The sequence below is a fragment of the Pedobacter paludis genome (assembly GCF_003173575.1).
GTDB lineage: Bacteria > Bacteroidota > Bacteroidia > Sphingobacteriales > Sphingobacteriaceae > Pedobacter > Pedobacter paludis.
This window is the reverse complement of record NZ_QGNY01000002.1, coordinates 535,855-553,370: the sequence shown is the minus strand read 5'-3', so window position 1 is coordinate 553,370 and position 17,516 is coordinate 535,855. Positions and strand designations below refer to the sequence as shown.

Genomic DNA, 17,516 nt, shown 5'->3' with positions numbered 1-17,516 from the left:
TATCTTTAATTTCAACAAATAGCGCTCTCTTATGGATTTTAATTCTAAAACTTACGAACAAATTGATTACCGTTATTGCCGAGCCTCTTCGGGATTAAGATTTGCAAATTATATTATTGATACCCTTTTTATTTACTTCTTGATTTTCTGCCTTGGAATTGTGATTGCGATTATTGACCCAACAATTATTGATACAATTGATGATGGAATTACGGACAGGATTGTTGGTACAATCTTTTATGGTGTAATGATGTCTTTCACAGAAATCATCTTAAACGGCAAATCGATTGGCAAGTTAATCACCAAAACCAAGGCTGTGAACTTAGATGGAAGTGATCTTAGTTTCGAAAAAGCATTTACTAGAAACTTAATTCGGATAATTCCATTTGATGCGCTTGCTGCGTTAGGAACTCCATCAATTCCGTGGCATGATAAATGGTCTGACACTATGGTTATTGATGAAAAAAAACTTGCCTTACAAAAACAAAGTGCAGATTTATTTGGATCTTTTAAAAATCAAACTCAATAATCTCATTGTCCTTCAGCATTCGTTCTACAAATTTTTGATGATTTTTTGGCGTTCCCGTTGCCGTCCAATTTCCGGTGATGATGTTGTTTACCAGTTGATGTTTACCCCTTTGTGGCTTTAATTTGCTCTCTCTAAAAACTTCTTCATAGCTTTGTAAATCGCCGTGGGCATGCTGTTTTTTAACGATCCGATAAACACGTTTTGTAAAACGGCGATCGCCAATTTCTTCTAAAAACGGGAAAATAATTAGCGCCAAAAGTACAACTGCGGTAACGCCTATTGCTTGTTCATAAAAGCCTGAACCTACCGCCATTCCTATGGCTGCAACAATCCATATAATACAGGCCGTGGTTAAGCCTTTTACTCTATTTTCTTCTTTAAAAATTACCCCCGCACCTAAAAAACCTATCCCGGTAACAATGTTAGAGGCAATTCTATCCTGACTTGTAGCGCCTATTTTTATGGAAAGAATGGTAAATAATGTGGCGCCCAAGCCAATCATCATCATGGTTTTTAACCCTGCTGATTTGCTTCTATATTCGCGTTCGGCACCGATTAACCCACAAAGGAGCGTGGCTAAAAGAAATTTATTGACTTCGCTTTGCGTGATAAAATGGTTGCTATCCAGTAGGTCGTTCATTTTGGCATCGATTTACAAAGCCAAATTAATAAAAATCGTAACATCTTAAGCCATTCGCTCTTCCACCATTAGAACTATTTGGAAAATATTTCTCGTAACCTACTCCAATTTCTGTTGATCCACTGGTGTTGGTGTAGTTAAGCTTCGATGTTGTTGCGTCGTGACTGATGCCCAATCTAAATTTTTCGCCATTGGTTCTGCGATTAAAAATATCGAAGATTACCGAAAACACAATTGCATCGTTTCCATTAGAATTTCCATCATTACGGTACCAAATACCCGCATTAATGCCTGCATATTTAAACTGTGTACCAAAACTGTACGACATTACATTCTGCTGTTTGTAAACCACCACAGAAGGAATTAAGTAGGTTCCATCGCGATCGTACTGATCGGGAATTAAAGAAAGCTTGTAACTCAAATTTCCGGAAATTCTAACAGGAAGTTTAGATTGAAAACCACTTAAAGATTCGTCTGGGTGATTAAGATGATGCATTCCTGCACCAATCATAAATTTACCATAAACTAAATTGGCACCGGCATTTGCATCGAAATAAAATCGACTGTCTACACTTGGTCTTTCAGCTCCAGATACACTGCCTGGAATATATCCTTGACTAAGATCTATTTGATCGCCAAAAACCAGTTTACTCCAGTCTAGCTTTTGATTGGTAATGCCTCCCTGCAAACCGAAAGATAATGTAAAATCATCGCCACCAATGATATATGAATAGCTAACCGCAACATTGTTTTTGGTTAAATAAGCGGTTCCCTCGCTGCTGCGATTAAAAATTATGCCCAAACCACTGTTAATTTTTTGGAGGTTTAAATCTGCCGAAGCACTCATGTAAGAAAAATCGCTGGCTAAGCCTGTCCATTGATTTCTATATAAGGCATTAAACCGAATATCGCCTTCAAATTGTCCTGTTAAAGCAGGATTTAAATAAATAGGCGCATTGTAAAACTGCGAGAATATATGATCCTGCCCTAAAGAAACAAAAGGCAAGCTCAGCACAAGCATCAATACTATCATCCTCCTCATCATCATCTAATTAAATATATTAAGCCTGTTTTTCTAGGTGGAGATGAATCATAGGTCATCCCTTTCCAATCACTTCCATTAATAAACTTCACTTCTATTCGCCAATAATAAACCCCTTGCTGTTGTGGCTGGCCGTTGTAAGTTCCATCCCAGCCCTCCATTGGAGCGCCGTCATCTAGTTTTGTGGTTTCCCAAAGCATTTGTCCCCATTTGTTAAAGATCATCATACGCCACTCCTGAATTCCTCTTCCTTTAGCCTTAAATGTTCGAAGTTCGTTTTTTGCGCTTGCCGGCATAAATGAATTCGGCAGATTTAAGTATCCGGGAACTCCAATAATCCGAACGGATTGGAAAGTGTTTGACGAACAGCCTTCCTTGCTCAAGATTTTTAGTGTTACATTATAAACGCCTTCTTCCGCATAAGTATGGATGGGATTTTGAAGGGTAGAAACCGAGCCATCGCCAAAACTCCATTCCCAACTTACAGCACCCAAACTGGTATCTTTAAAACTGAAGGTATAGTTAGGGATTGATGTTTCATTACCTGGGCTTATCGTAAAAAAAGCCTGCGGTGGCGCAACGATGTTGATGTAATTTTGTACCGTTACACTATTTTTACAGCCCAAAAGATTGGTTGATGTTAAGGTTACTGTATAATTTACTCCAGAACCTTTGTATGTATGCTGAGGTTCAAATTCTGCTGATGTTGTACCATCGCCAAAATCCCATAAATAACCTATTGCGTTTTTGCTCGTGTTTTTAAATTTCACCAAAGTTCCATCGCAGCCCACTGTTCTATCCGAGCTAAAACCAACGGTTGGTTGCTCCAAAACAGTTATTGTTTCGGTGGTTTGTGCGTTTGAACAATTATTAGAAGCGTATAAAGTTACCGTGTACACACCTGCTTTTGTAAATACATGTTGAACAACTTCTGGGGCAGAATTGGTTACCTGTGTTCCGCTTCCATCGCCAAAATCGTAAACAAACCGATTTGCACCCTTGGTATTGTTATAAAAATTAACGGTTAGTGGCGCACAACCCTGCAATTCGTTTGCGTTTACAACCAATTCTGGTGTGATGTTATTTGGCGAAACCCGAAGCGTATAATTTGAGGTGCTTTTACCACAGGCATTCTCAGCAGTCATGGTAATTACGTAATCGCGAACAACCAAAGTAGTAAATAAATGGCTCACGGTACTTCTATCTGTAGTGGTTACAAGTGGCGAACCATCATTAAAATCGAAAGTATAAGTTGTGCCCGAACTTTCTGGCGAGGTATTGCTGAAGTTAACCGTTAAGGGTGAACATCCGGCGGTTTTATCAGGGCTAAAAATAGACACTGCTTTTCCCTGAACAAATACAGTTGAAGTCTGCGTTGTAGTTCCGCAAGGGGTAACAGCAGTTAAAACAACGGTATAGGTAATATCTTTTCCTGTTGGATCTGCCTGATAAATTACAGCAGGAGGTTGAGCTAAGTTTGAAGTGGTTCCATTACCAAAATCCCACTTAAAAGTAGAAGCGGTTAAAGAATTAGAAGTATTGGTAAAATTAACCGTTAACGGTCCACAGCCTTGAGTTGCAGATTGTGTATAACTGGCCGTTACGCTTTGCTGTGTGGAGAAGGCATGCGAGCTTTCTGCCCCAATACAACCCAAACTACTGGTTACAACAAGTTTTATAACCACGCTTTTATTATCTCCTACAATGGTATATCCCGGAAAGGTAATGCCTGTTCCTATTTGAACATTATCTGCAAACCAAGTATAAGTATTGTTTCTATCGGGATAAGGCGTTGCTTTAACATTTGCCGGAGTTAAAATAAACGGCGGACATCCTGTATCAGAGGTAAAGGTAATTTCAGCTCTGGCTGGAGGATTTAAAGTGATTTTAACCTGATTACTTAAATAGCTGGAACATGCCCCACTGGATACCGAGCGTCTATATAAAACGGTTGCCGTAGGTGCAGGAGGCGTAAAGTTAATCCCTGTTGCGCCACTAACATCTACCCAAGTTGTGCCGTTATCTAAGCTAGATTGCCACTGATAGGTATAAGTTCCACTTCCGCCTGTTGGCGTAGAGCCTGTAATTTGACTAGCTACACCACCCACACAAACGCTTTGATCGGCAGAAATTGTATTATTTCCCAATCCCGGTAAAGTTTGAATCTGGATGTCATTACTATTAGAAGTACAGGTACTGCTATTAACAATTCTTCTATAAAAAGTTGATGTAGTTATTGCCACACTCAAATCTTTCCCTATTTGGCCATTAATGTTAGTCCAAGTTGTTCCATCAGAACTGCTTTGCCATTGGAACGTATAAGTGCCACTTCCGCCAGTTGGCGTATTGCCCACAATGGAAATGTTCGAACCTGAACAAACCGTTGTAGAGGTTGAAGTTATGGTATTTATTAAGTTTGGATAATAAGTAACCGTTGTTTCAGAAAATGTAGTTGGACAGGTTGCAAAACCAGTTATAGTCCATCTAAACGTATAATTTTCTCCCGGCACCAAACCCGTAACTGTTGTATTATACAAAGTTGGGTCAGTAATGGTAACTCCTGTTTGCGCTGAAACCAATGTCCACAATCCGGTATATGGCGCAGGATTATTTCCATTCAACGTAACTTGATTTCCGCTACATAAGCTTTGGTTTGCACCAGCGTTTGAAGCTGTTGTGCCTGCATTAACTGTTACAGTACTTATAGTTGAGCTTGCTTCAGCGCATATTCCATTGGATACGATGGCTCTAAATTTTGTAGTTACGGTTAAATTTGAGAAAACATACGGGTTCGCAGTAGAAGCAATTGGAATCCAGCTTATGCCGTTATCCACCGATCTTTCCCATCTAATTATATTTCCTACCTGACCAGTCAAGCCAATATTGCCTCCATTTGTACCACTACAAACGGCAACATCTCCACTTGTCGTACCTCCCGAACTTTGTGCTTTTACAGTTACAACTAAAGTAAAAGGAACACCATCGCAATTATTTAACCGTGGTGTTATGGTATAGGTTACACTGGCATCGGCCGATAAATCTGTATTTGTTAAAATATCCGTTATTGCTCCAGAACCCGATGTGCTAAAACCTGATGCCGAAGCAGAACCTGTTGCCGTCCAAGTATAAGTTGCGCCAGCTGGACTACTAATTGGTGTATAATTTACCGCAGTTCCTGTACAAACCGTTTTTACTGCCGGGCTCGTGATGGTAAGATTTGGTTCAATTTTTAAAACTACTTCATCATCAACCTGAGCGCATGGTCCAGTTAACCCCGTTATTGCCCTTAGAATTAAATTTACACTTCCAGCGGATTTTTCTGCAGCTGTTGGTGTATAGGTAGCATTTAAGGTATTTCTATCTGGCGAAAAAGTACCTAAGCCTCCTACCCAGCTTTGGCTGGTGGTTGTGCCCGTTACTGCACCATTGAGTGTAAAACCTGCGCCAATGAAACAGCTTGTTTGATCAGGGCCGGCATTAACAATAGGCGCAGTGATAAAAGTTAGCTTTTGAGAAGCCGTAGCTGTTCCACAATTGTTGGTATGGGTTACGGTTACGGTATATTCTACATAATCATTAAATTTTATGGATGGATATTGAGAAGTTGCGCTCGTGCCTCCGGTAAAAGTGAAACTCCCTCCGGTAACCGTCCACAAATATGGCGTTACCGCTCCTGATGCACTTCCCGTCAATGTAGATTTTGTAGGGCCAGTGGTTGTTGGATTAAAATCGTAAGTAGCCAAATTACACAATACAACATCTGGAGACAACACTGCAGTTGGGCTTGCATTAACAACAACCGTTTGAGGTGCTGAAACTATATTTCCGCAAGAAGCTGAGGAAATGCTTAATGTAACTACATAATTTCCAGGAACGGTAAAATTAAATTCTGGCTCTTTACTTGCTGCAGTTGTTCCATTTGCAAAAGTAACAGCAGGCGTAACCGTCCAATTGTAATTATTAGTAGCGCTACAAATTGGATCTATAACAGAAATATCAGTTGCCTTTAAAATACTTGGCGCACAGACTGTATTAGAGGGAAGTGTAAATGACGGTTTTGGTGGGTCTTGGATACAGATTGGCATTTCTACCGGATCTGCATTACAGGCGCCATTACTATTCGATTCTAGCCGAATAACATGTGGACCATGTGTGGGAAAATTCCAGACTAAATTATAAGATCTCGGTTGATTTGCTTTTACAATTACACCATCAACAAACCAATTATAGGTTACGTTATTTGGCGTGCAGCCTGGTGTATTCGTGTTTGGGTTTTCACCCACAATCGATGTATTAACAAATGTGATATTGGTTGCGGTACAACCCGGAGTGCCAAACGTGAAAGAATTTACAGGCTTAACTACAACTTTTGCTGTTGTAGAAACCGCGGTTCCTACATCGCCACAAAAATTATTATTTACACTTACCACCACATCAAAGACATTGTAAACGGTTCCGCTACTTCCTGTTGAGTTAATACCGCAAGATGATTTGGTGTAAAGATGCCTTACCTTATCCGAGTTATTTAAAATATCACACAACGTGTAGGTTGATGTGGTATTATCACCCCAATTAATTTTATAAATATCTCCAGGAAAATTGTTCTGGATCCCTCCGGTACCAGAAGTTGTAACTGTGAATTCTAAAAATCCAGCGGGTAAACAAACAATGTTGTTTCCACTGGTCGCGAAAGCAGTTACTACAGGGTTATTAACAATTAAATAAGCTTTTGTGCCAACTGTTCCATTTGGCATTACGGCTTTGGTAAAAACGGTATAATGAGCCAATTGAGCCTTAAACGAAGGTACGCCTGATGCAAAATTTAAATTCGCTGGCGCACCACCATTAATTTCGTCGGTAACAGTTGCTGTAACGGTACTTCCTGTTGTAGAAAGATCATTAAAAAAGAAATCTTTATTGGGAGATGGTATACAAGTTCCAAATGTTTCTTGATTTGATGCATTTAATAAAGGTGCTGATGATATTTTTGCAGAAACTGCTGGACCGGCCTTAATTTCAAATGGACCAGAAGTTGAGCTAATCATTAAAGGAGTGGTAGATTTTATCCTAACCCGATAGCCTGTACCACCGGGTGTACCATTCGGAATGGTTCCGTTAACGTAAGTACTGTAGAAACTAGCGTAAGTACCTATTAAGGTCTCTGTTGCAAAACTGCCACTGGCATCAGATAGGTATAATTGAAATGTATTTCCGGGAGTAATACAAGTTGCAGGATCGATACTAAACATTGCCGCAATTGTACTTCCTGGCGTATATGGTCCCGCATCAACAGTTGTGATGTTTAATTGAGCGAAACAAGATGAGGTAAAAAACAATACCCCAAAAAATAGGGCAACACAAGGCCACTTCCTTCTACAACTGGTCTTCATAAATCTCTAACACTAGGGAACTATTTAAAGCACACACCTTTTTAAGAATTCAGAAGCTTGTTTGAAGTGTTTCTTCTGAGAGAGCAACTTAACAGGAGATTTAGTTAAAATCATCTTTAAATATTCTGTTTCAAAGAACGTAATTTTTTCCTTACAATATAAAATATTTACACGAATCGAACGAAATGAACAGCGATAGAAAGCTATAAACGCCATATAGAAGCTATTTTGGGCATAAAAAACCCCCCAAGCTTTTTAAGCAGGGGGGAGTAATATTACACGAAAGTATTTCGCAATAGACAGTTAGATGTTAATTACATCATACCGCCCATGCCGCCGCCACCCATAGGAGGATGAGCGCCAGCACCACCTTCTTCAGGTTCGTCTGCCAATACAACTTCTGTAGTTAATAGCATCGCTGCGATAGATGCCGCGTTTTCTAATGCAACACGACTTACTTTAGTTGGATCGATAACACCAGCACCAATTAAGTTTTCGTATACATCGGTACGGGCATTATAACCGAAATCAGCAGTTCCTTCTTTAACTTTTTGAACTACGATAGAACCTTCGATACCTGCGTTTTCGCAAATTTGACGTAATGGCTCTTCGATAGCACGACGAATGATTTGGATACCTGTATTTTCATCTTCGTTAATTCCTTTAAGGTTAGCTAAAGCTTCTACCGCACGGATGAAAGCAACACCACCACCTGCAACAATACCTTCTTCTACAGCTGCACGAGTTGCATGTAAAGCATCATCAACACGGTCTTTTTTCTCTTTCATTTCAACCTCACTGGCTGCACCAACGTAAAGAACTGCAACACCGCCAGCCAATTTAGCCAAACGCTCCTGTAATTTTTCTTTATCGTAATCAGATGTAGTGGTTTCAATTTGGGCTTTGATTTGGCTAACACGAGATTTAATATCATCAGAGTTACCAGCACCATTAATTACAGTTGTATTGTCTTTATCAACAACAACTTTCTCAGCAGAACCTAAATAAGTTAGATCAGCATTTTCTAATTTATAACCTCTTTCTTCTGATACAACGATACCGCCGGTTAAAATTGCGATATCTTCCAACATTGCTTTTCTTCTATCGCCAAAACCTGGTGCTTTAACCGCAACAACTTTTAACGAACCACGAATTTTGTTAACCACTAATGTAGCTAAAGCCTCGCCATCTAAATCTTCAGAAATGATTACCAATGGTTTACCAGTTTGAACTGTTTTTTCTAAAACTGGCAACAATTCTTTCATGTTGCTAATTTTTTTGTCGTAGATTAAAATGTAAGGATTTTCTAGTTCAGCCTCCATTTTATCAGCATTGGTAACAAAGTATGGAGATAAATAACCTCTATCAAATTGCATACCTTCTACTGTTTTAACTTCAGTTTCAGTACCTTTTGCTTCTTCTACTGTAATTACACCATCTTTACCTACTTTGCTCATTGCCTCAGCAATTAACGAACCGATAACCTCATCATTGTTAGCTGAGATTGATGCAACTTGTTTAATTTTATTGTTATCATCACCAACCGCTTGCGATTGAGATTTTAAGTTTTCTACAACAGCTAAAACTGCTTTATCAATACCACGTTTCAAATCCATTGGATTTGCACCAGCAGCAACGTTTTTAATACCTGTAGTAATAATTGCCTGAGCTAAAACCGTAGCAGTAGTTGTTCCATCACCAGCAATATCAGCTGTTTTAGAAGCTACTTCCTTAACCATTTGAGCGCCCATGTTTTCAACCGCATCTTTTAATTCGATTTCTTTAGCAACCGTTACACCATCTTTGGTAATGGCTGGTGAACCGAATTTTTTATCGATAATAACATTACGGCCTTTTGGACCTAAAGTTACTTTTACTGCATTTGCAAGAATATCTACGCCACGTTTCAGGGCGTCACGAGCTTCTACGTTATATTTTACTTGTTTTGACATTTTTTTAAATTTGATAATGTGATGATTTGATGATTAGCTAATTAACTAATTACCGCATCTGCTAATTTTTATTTATCCTACAACAGCGTAGATATCGGTTTCACGCATAATTAAGTAATCCTTTCCTTCATAAGGGAATTCTGTACCACCGTATTTACCATAAATAACAACATCACCAACTTTTACAGTAGCTTTTTTACCTTCAGAATCTTCTTCAGAAACAGAAACTACAGTTCCTTTAGATGGTTTTTCTTTAGCAGTATCAGGGATATACAAACCCGATGCAGTTTTTTCTTCTGCCGCAGCCGGTTCAACGATTACTCTGTTCGAACTGCCAGCAATTGGTTTAAGGTTTAACGCCATAACTTTTTATTATTTTATTTTGAGTTTACTTTTATTAACTAGGCTTTCAATTAACACTTTTTATGCCAAGTGCCTTCTAGGGACAAATTTGCACCTGTACTGTCAATTTTTTAAACAATTAAAGAATATAGCAAAATTTTAAGTGTCAGCTTGGCAGAGGATTTTTTTCAAAATTGCCAATGATTGAGATTTTAGGGAGATGTTAAGCAAATTTTATATTGAGATTCTATATCTCTCTACAAAGAGTGGTCGTCATTGCGAAGCATGAAGCAATCTAATAATTATTGCTTTAAGATTGCTTCGTACCTCGCAATGACGTGACGGTTATTCCAACGACTAAAAAATTCATTTTAGGCAAAAATGAATGAACTCTGGCTAATACAATAAAGAATATTTGCGATGTTTCAAACACAAAAAAAGCTTTCCCTTTGGAGGAAAGCTTTTAAAATGCTAATTATTATTAATTTATTTCTTTGTAGTATCTGTTGCTGCTGGTTTTGCAGGAGCCGCATTGTTTAAACCACCACCAATTGGAGATGGAGAAGGTGTTTTATCTAAACGCTCTTGAATGGTTGAGTTTCCGCCAACAGCACTTGCGCCACCGCTAGTTTTGGCAACTGTAGTAATGGATAAAGTTAAAACAACAATCGCAGCCAATAAAACCCACGATCCTTTTTCTAACACATCGCCAGTACGTTGTACACCAAACATGTTACTACCGCCACCACCAGCAGCTAAACCGCCACCTTTAGGATTTTGTATCAACACAAATAAGCCTAAAGCTACACACACAACAATTAATAAAATGATTAAAAAAGTTATCATGATAATATTATATTTTAAAATTTCTTTTCTATAGATTGGATAAGGTCGGCAAAGTAACGGCTTTTTTCCGGATATTTCAAACTTAATTTTTTATAAGTATCTATGGCTTTGTGGTAAAGCATTTGCTCGATATAAATTTTGGCTAAAGTTTCCGAAACGAGGTCGTAATGATCTTCAGCGCTTTTCTTTGCCTTGTTCTCATTGTCAATCTGCTCGGGTTTTGGTGGCTTTATCGTTGGGTCTTCTTTTAAAAACTTCTCAATAATTTCTGCACCCTTTGCATCTTTAACCTCCGTTGATGGATATTCTGCCAAATGATCTGCTACTTCGAAAGGCGTTTGAATGTGGAAAATATGTTCAACATACTGTTGCTGAAACTCTGCCCTTTCTTGGTTTTGTTTCTGCTGTTGTTTTATAACACCCGGTTTCGGTTGTGCATAAGGCTGAAAAATTTGCTCATGTTCTTTTCGGGTTTTGGCCAACCACCACAAAAAAGTATAGGGTAGCTGATCATCGTCGTATTTAGATACAAAACTTACTTCTGGTTCGTCTGGCGTTACTGTTTCAATGTGCGGTGCTTCGGGTACCACATCGGTACTTAACTTCTGCTCGAAAGCAAAAAAATCGGTACTCGATACCTGTTCAATAAAAGAATCGTCTTCTGCGGGCAAATCCAATAAATGACTGTCTATTCCCGGCAGGTTATTTGGCGTTTCGATATTTACAGGCTGTGTAACTTGAGGTGCCGGATTTTCATCAACCTCGCCGATTTCATCAAAAATCTCTTGCTCATCCTGGGTGCTTTCGGCATCAACTGCAGCAAAACTTTCAGCTTCTGTTTGTTCAACTTCTTCTGATTCGACTTTTTTTGGCTCCTCAACCGCTACCGATTGTAGAATTTTATACAAAACATTTCCATTGCTGTATAGTGCTGCTTTGGGTACAAACTGCAAATCGGCTTTTGCCAGAAGTAAATGAATGGGTTGTGCGTATGGATATTCCTTTAGCATTTCCTGCAACATTGGGATATGCGCCGACCCAACCTTTCCGGGTTGTGCAAGTAAATCTGCCAGGAGCTTTTTGTTATCCATTATTGAGGTTTGCTGCTAAGTTAAAAATGTTTTCGGCTTTTTTAAAAGCTCAATCCGTGTTTTAGTCTTCAATAATTAAATCAAAAACCGAATTACCACTGCGCAAATGCACGGTTAAAAATATCTTCAGATAATTGTTTGTTGATATTTTCGATAGCGCCAGGCAATAAGGTTTGAATGGGTGCTCCGCTGATCGGGAAATCAAAATATCTGGTAAAGCTTTCTTCAAAACTTTCTTTTTCGTGGTCTTTTACATTATTCCTATACTTTACAGAAACCGTTATGGTTAATCTGTTTGCGCCTGCGGTAGGTGTAGCACTATTTTGAAGCGCTACCGGCTTAATATCGTAACCTGTTATTCTGCCCTCGAATGATGCATCGCCCTCACCTGATGTTGAAATAATCAATTTGGTTTGGTTACGGATTCGGGTTTTTAACGATTCGGTAATTTGGTTACTTAGCGTTGGTATTACTAAAGGCGCATTGTTTTCAAACACCCGAATAACCACTGTTTTTAATCCTGTTGTTGATGCCCCGCTAAATTTATAAGAGCAAGCGCTCCATATTGAGGCAAGAAGGATTAAAGCAAATATTTTTATTTTCATCAGTATAATTGGTTTTTAAAGGCGATGAACTTATAAGTTTAATTCTTTAATTTTTCTGTAAAGCGTACGTTCAGATATTCCCAATTCCTGAGCAGCAAACTTACGCTTGCCTTTGTGCTTTTTTAGTGCTTTCTTAATCAGATCTGATTCCTTATCAACAAGCGATAAAGATTCTTCTACTTCTTCGGCATCATGCGCAAAATAATCTGAATTGCCATTGCCATTAATGTTGTTATTGTTTGGCGCTGGCTGTTGAATGGTAAAAGCATGTTCCTGTCCGGCTGGCAATTCTACGTCTCTGTAAAGCTGATTGATATATTGAGGATTATCAGCCAAAACTGTTGCTGTATTTCCGCCGTGCTGAATAATTTCTGCAACCAGCTTTTTGAGTTCGACCATATCTTTCTTCATATCGAAAAGCACCTTGTACAAAATATCTCTTTCTGTAAAATCTTCTTTCGAATTTGAATTAATCGTCATCGGTAAATTGCTTCCGGCTTCGTTCGGGATGTAATTTAAAATTGCAGGTCCGGTTACATTCCGATCTTTCTCCAAAACACAAATCTGCTCTGCAATATTTTTCAATTGGCGCACATTTCCGGGCCAACTGTAATTGGTTAAAATCTGTATGGCATCGGGCTCTAAATGCAAAGCTGGGCTTCTATATTTATCGCTAAAATCGGCCGAGAATTTTCTAAACAAAAGATAAATATCTTCTTTACGTTCGTGCAATGCTGGAATTCTTAAAGGAACGGTATTTAATCTGTAATATAAATCCTCACGAAATTTTCCGTTTTTAACACGGTTGTAAACATCAACATTTGTAGCGGCAATAATTCTTACATCTGTTTTTTGAACTTTTGATGAACCGACACGCAAATATTCGCCACTTTCTAAAATTCTTAATAAACGGGCCTGAGTACCTAACGGAAGTTCGGCTACTTCATCTAAAAAGATTGTTCCGCCGTTGGCAACCTCAAAATAACCTTTTCTAGCTTCATGTGCGCCGGTAAATGAGCCTTTTTCATGACCAAACAATTCAGAATCTATCGTTCCTTCTGGAATGGCACCACAGTTTACAGCTATGAAAGCACCGTGCTTGCGGGCACTCATTTGATGGATAATTTGAGAGAAAACCTCTTTACCACTCCCACTTTCGCCAGTAATTAAAACCGACATATCGGTTGGTGCAACTTGGCTGGCAATATCTATGGCACGGTTAAGTAATGGCGAATTGCCAATAATACCGAACCGCTGTTTTATATTTTGTGTATCCATTCTTTAGTATCAAGTATGAGTCATTAAACAAGCTCCGTCATTGCGAGGTACGAAGCAATCTTACTACTATGGGTTATAACAAACGCATTAGGATTGCTTCGTACCTCGCAATGACGAAACCTTATACTATCTTTCCAATCAGCGTAGCTGAAGTACATTTTTCGATCAACACATTTGCATATTGACCAGGCTTTACACCTTCAATTGCAGGGAAAATTGCCATTGCACCACTATCTCCTCTTCCGCAATAATCTAGATCTGATTTTTTTGATGTTCCCTCAATTAAAACTCTTACCGTTTTACCAACCCATTCTTGTAAACGCATTAAAGAGTGTGCCTGTTGTTTAGCTAAAATTTCTGCCAGTCTACGTTTTTTAACTTCTTCTGGAATATCATCTGCCAATTTACGAGCGGCCAATGTTCCTGGTCTTTCTGAGTAGGTGAAGTTATAAGCAAAATCGTATTTAACATAATCCAACATGCTTAAGGTATCCTGATGTTCTTCTTCCGTTTCCGTACAGAAACCTGCGATGATATCGGTAGAAATTGCACAGCCCGGAATAATTTTTTTAATCGCATCAATCCTGTTAATGTACCATTCGCGGGTGTAAGTCCTGTTCATTAAATCTAAAACACGGGTATTTCCAGATTGAACGGGCAAGTGTATGTAATTGCAGATGTTATCGTATTTGGCGATGGTGTATAAAACCTCGTCAGTAATATCTTTTGGATGCGAGGTTGAAAAACGAACCCTTAAATCTGGGCTAACCAATGCCGTTTGCTCTAAAAGTTGAGCAAAATTTACAGTTTCTAGCCCATCTTCTGATGTCCAGGTATATGAATCTACATTTTGGCCCAATAGGGTTACTTCGCGATAGCCGGCCTCGAATAAACTTTTTGCTTCTGCAACAATCGAATGTGCATCACGACTCCTTTCGCGACCGCGGGTAAATGGTACTACGCAGAACGAGCACATATTGTTACAACCTCTTGTAATCGAGATAAAAGCCGTAATACCGTTACTATTTAAACGAACGGGGCTAATATCTGCGTAAGTTTCCTCACGAGATAGAAGTACATTCACGGCTTTATGTCCGCTTTCTACCTGCTCAATTAGGTTCGGTAAATCACGGTAAGCATCCGGGCCCACAACTACATCAACCAAACGTTCTTCTTCTAAAAATTTAGATTTTAAGCGCTCTGCCATGCAACCCAAAACCCCTACAATTAATTTAGGGTTACGGCGTTTTTCTACACCAAACTGCGATAAACGATTTCGCACCCTAGTTTCGGCATTCTCGCGAATAGAGCAGGTATTGATGAAAATTACATCGGCTTGATGATAATCTCCGGTGGTTTCAAAACCTGTTTCCGAAAGTATCGAAGCAACAATTTCGCTATCTGCAAAATTCATGGCGCAACCATAACTTTCTATATATAATTTACGTGCATCAGCTTGTATGGGTTTATCCAAAATTAGGGCTTCACCTTGCCTAGCTTCATCATGCGTCTTATCCTGTACTTGTAAATCAATCATTATCAAAAAACATTTTGGGATTGCAAAAATACATAAATTAAATTAAAAATGACAATTTGACATGTTTAGTTATAATGTTTACAAAGCAATTATTTATTAAAACAAAACTCATAATTGACGCTAGTCTGGATTTGCAATCCAGACTTAAGAACTTAGGATTTGTAATCCTTTGACAAATTATCTCTTAAATAAGCTAAAGGCAATGAAAGACAAATCCTTTAAGGGGATTCTAAATCCACTTACAAAGGAAGAGATTGCTCCACGGGAGTTCCTTTGGAACAAATCTCCACCAGCAAAGGCCACAAAAATCCGTCAGCTAAAGCAAATGGCAATGAATAGCAACTTGCAGGAACAAACCTTTTGGCTACCAATATGTTCTACACTGATAAGCAAAAATTATGGTCGCTCAAAAAAGCAAAAAAATTTGGATTTGGATAGGAAGCATATTAGGCGCTTTGGTTTTAATTTTAGCCTTTGGCGCTATGTTCTTGAGTGCCAGATGGAAACCGCTTTTAACCGAAAAAATTAAGGAAGGTGTTTACAATGGCTCTCATCATTTATATAAAATCGATTTTAAAAGCATTAACTTAAACCTTATTACAGGAAGTTTGGCGCTCCGCGATGTAACTTTAACACCCGATACATTAGTTTTTGATTCTCTAAAAGCCAAAAAATTGGCTCCAGCCCATACCTTCGAAATCAAGTTAAAAAAACTGCAGGTTACAGGGGTGGGAATTTTAACGGCCTACTTTAAAAAACGGGCAGAAGTAAGCGCAATTATTTTAGATAAGCCGTCGATAAACATGATTTTTAACAAGGTTCCAAAAGAAATTGATTCGGTGAAACCTGAAAAAAGTTTATATCAACAAATTTCAAATACCTTTAAATCACTTCACATTAAATCGATAAAAATTGTTGACGCCGATTTCGATTACCTAAACAAAAGTCTCGCTAAAAAAACAAAGAAATCCATTAAGCATCTTGATATCAATGTCGTTGATTTTCTATTAGATTCTCTCTCGCAAAATGATTCGAGCCGTTTTTATTACACTAAGGACATTTCTTTTCAGGTTGCCGGCTACAAAGCTTTAACCAAAGATAAAATGTATACCATGAAGGTAGATACGGTTAGTGGCTCTTTGGCTACCAAAAAAATAGTTGCCAAGGGATTTAAGCTAACGCCCATGTACCCTGAATTAACCTTTGCAAGGAAATATAATGTTCAAAAAGACAGATACAATTTAACTTTCGATAAAATTGAGTTTAATGATGTTGATTTTATGGGGCTCAATACCGATCAGAAGTTACATGCAAAATCGTTAAGAGTTGGTCCAGCGACTGTGGAGGTTTTTATGAGCAGAGAATCGCTCCCGCCTCCGGGATTGGACAAAGCCAAAAATTTCCCTCATGTCGCATTAAAAAGATTAGATTTTCCTGTCCGAATAGATACAGTAAAACTGCGGGATATTGATTTAAAATATTCTGAATACAATCCGGCAAGTAAAAAAATAGGCTCTGTAAATTTTAAGTCGCTAGGTGGCAATATCCTTAATGTAACCAACGACAGTGCAAGGCTGGCCCAAAACAACCATGCGGTTGCAGATTTGAACACTTTGCTAATGGGCTCGGGGAAATTAAATGTTAAGATAGATTTTAACTTAACAGATAAAAATGGTGCATTTTCATATAGTGGAAGCATGGGCACTTTTGATTTCACAAAACTGAATCCTCTTTCAAAAGCATTGGGATTGGTAGAAATTGAAAGTGGCAATGTTCAAAAGATAAATTTTAAGGCAAGTGGAAATACCAGAACCGCCACAGGCTCTATGAATATGCTTTACACCAATTTAAAAGTTAAGCTTCTATCAGATAATATTGATGGTGAGGGCACAAAAGAAAAAGGACTTCTATCTTTTTTGGCAAATACCATTTTGGTAAAGGATGAAAATCCTAAAAAGGGAGAGGCTCCAAGAACTGCAACAATGACGAATACAAGAATTAATTCTGCATCGTTTTTTAACTTGATGTGGAAAACGGTTTTTGTTGGAATTAGGGATATTGTAGGGGTTGGCATTGTGCCTGTTAAAGATCCGATTCAGCAGCAGAAAAAGGTAGCGAAGAAAATCAGAATTCAAAAAAGAGAAGACCGCAAAGAGGCTAGAAAAGCAAAGCGGGAACAGAAAAAGAATCAATCTACACAGAAATAACTCGGTTTTAAGGCAAATTTATGGCTCATTTTTTTTCAAATAAGTTTATAAATGTAT

The 17,516-nt window shown here is 38.5% G+C and carries 12 protein-coding genes; 2 read left to right on the top strand and 10 right to left on the bottom strand.

Going from position 1 to position 17,516, the window contains the following annotated elements:
* Nucleotides 1-31: 31 nt before the first annotated feature.
* Entirely contained in the window at nucleotides 32-529 is a 498-nt protein-coding gene (locus tag DF947_RS06920; RefSeq protein WP_109928967.1) for an RDD family protein, read from the top strand.
* Here DF947_RS06920 and DF947_RS06915 read toward each other — a convergent pair.
* The 10 genes from DF947_RS06915 to miaB all read right to left on the bottom strand — a co-directional run bounded on the left by DF947_RS06915 (nucleotide 510) and on the right by miaB (nucleotide 15,252).
* Nucleotides 510-1,169 (bottom strand): MgtC/SapB family protein, encoded by a 660-nt coding sequence (locus DF947_RS06915; protein WP_109928966.1) that lies wholly within the window; start codon nucleotides 1,167-1,169, stop codon nucleotides 510-512. The two genes, DF947_RS06920 and DF947_RS06915, sit on opposite strands and share 20 nt — an antisense overlap.
* A 25-nt stretch (nucleotides 1,170-1,194) precedes the next feature.
* A complete protein-coding gene (locus DF947_RS06910; protein ID WP_240615328.1) occupies nucleotides 1,195-2,211 on the bottom strand; it encodes a PorP/SprF family type IX secretion system membrane protein in 1,017 nt (338 codons plus the stop codon).
* Nucleotides 2,212-2,213: 2 nt separating this feature from the next.
* Nucleotides 2,214-7,601 (bottom strand): PKD domain-containing protein, encoded by a 5,388-nt coding sequence (locus DF947_RS22630; protein WP_109928964.1) that lies wholly within the window; start codon nucleotides 7,599-7,601, stop codon nucleotides 2,214-2,216.
* A 314-nt stretch (nucleotides 7,602-7,915) separates the two neighbouring features.
* Nucleotides 7,916-9,553: a chaperonin GroEL gene (groL, locus tag DF947_RS06900; protein WP_109928963.1), complete on the bottom strand. Its 1,638-nt coding sequence runs from the start codon at nucleotides 9,551-9,553 to the stop codon at nucleotides 7,916-7,918.
* 72 nt (nucleotides 9,554-9,625) lie between these two features.
* Nucleotides 9,626-9,916 (bottom strand): co-chaperone GroES, encoded by a 291-nt coding sequence (locus DF947_RS06895; RefSeq protein WP_056086646.1) that lies wholly within the window; start codon nucleotides 9,914-9,916, stop codon nucleotides 9,626-9,628.
* Nucleotides 9,917-10,381: 465 nt separating this feature from the next.
* Nucleotides 10,382-10,741, bottom strand: coding sequence for a preprotein translocase subunit SecG (secG, locus tag DF947_RS06890; RefSeq protein ID WP_109928962.1), 360 nt, complete (start codon nucleotides 10,739-10,741; stop codon nucleotides 10,382-10,384).
* Between the two features lie 14 nt (nucleotides 10,742-10,755).
* Nucleotides 10,756-11,832, bottom strand: coding sequence for a hypothetical protein (locus tag DF947_RS06885; protein WP_109928961.1), 1,077 nt, complete (start codon nucleotides 11,830-11,832; stop codon nucleotides 10,756-10,758).
* Between the two features lie 92 nt (nucleotides 11,833-11,924).
* Nucleotides 11,925-12,437 carry an LptE family protein gene (locus DF947_RS06880; protein WP_109928960.1) on the bottom strand — a complete coding sequence of 171 codons (513 nt, stop codon included), beginning with the start codon at nucleotides 12,435-12,437 and terminating at the stop codon, nucleotides 11,925-11,927.
* Between the two features lie 30 nt (nucleotides 12,438-12,467).
* Nucleotides 12,468-13,715 (bottom strand): sigma 54-interacting transcriptional regulator, encoded by a 1,248-nt coding sequence (locus DF947_RS06875; protein ID WP_109928959.1) that lies wholly within the window; start codon nucleotides 13,713-13,715, stop codon nucleotides 12,468-12,470.
* A 121-nt stretch (nucleotides 13,716-13,836) separates the two neighbouring features.
* Nucleotides 13,837-15,252: a tRNA (N6-isopentenyl adenosine(37)-C2)-methylthiotransferase MiaB gene (miaB, locus tag DF947_RS06870; protein WP_109928958.1), complete on the bottom strand. Its 1,416-nt coding sequence runs from the start codon at nucleotides 15,250-15,252 to the stop codon at nucleotides 13,837-13,839.
* 398 nt (nucleotides 15,253-15,650) lie between these two features.
* Here miaB and DF947_RS06865 point away from each other — a divergent pair, with 398 nt between their 5' ends.
* Complete coding sequence (locus DF947_RS06865; RefSeq protein ID WP_109928957.1) at nucleotides 15,651-17,459, top strand: AsmA family protein; 1,809 nt, start codon at nucleotides 15,651-15,653, stop codon at nucleotides 17,457-17,459.
* Nucleotides 17,460-17,516: the final 57 nt, after the last annotated feature.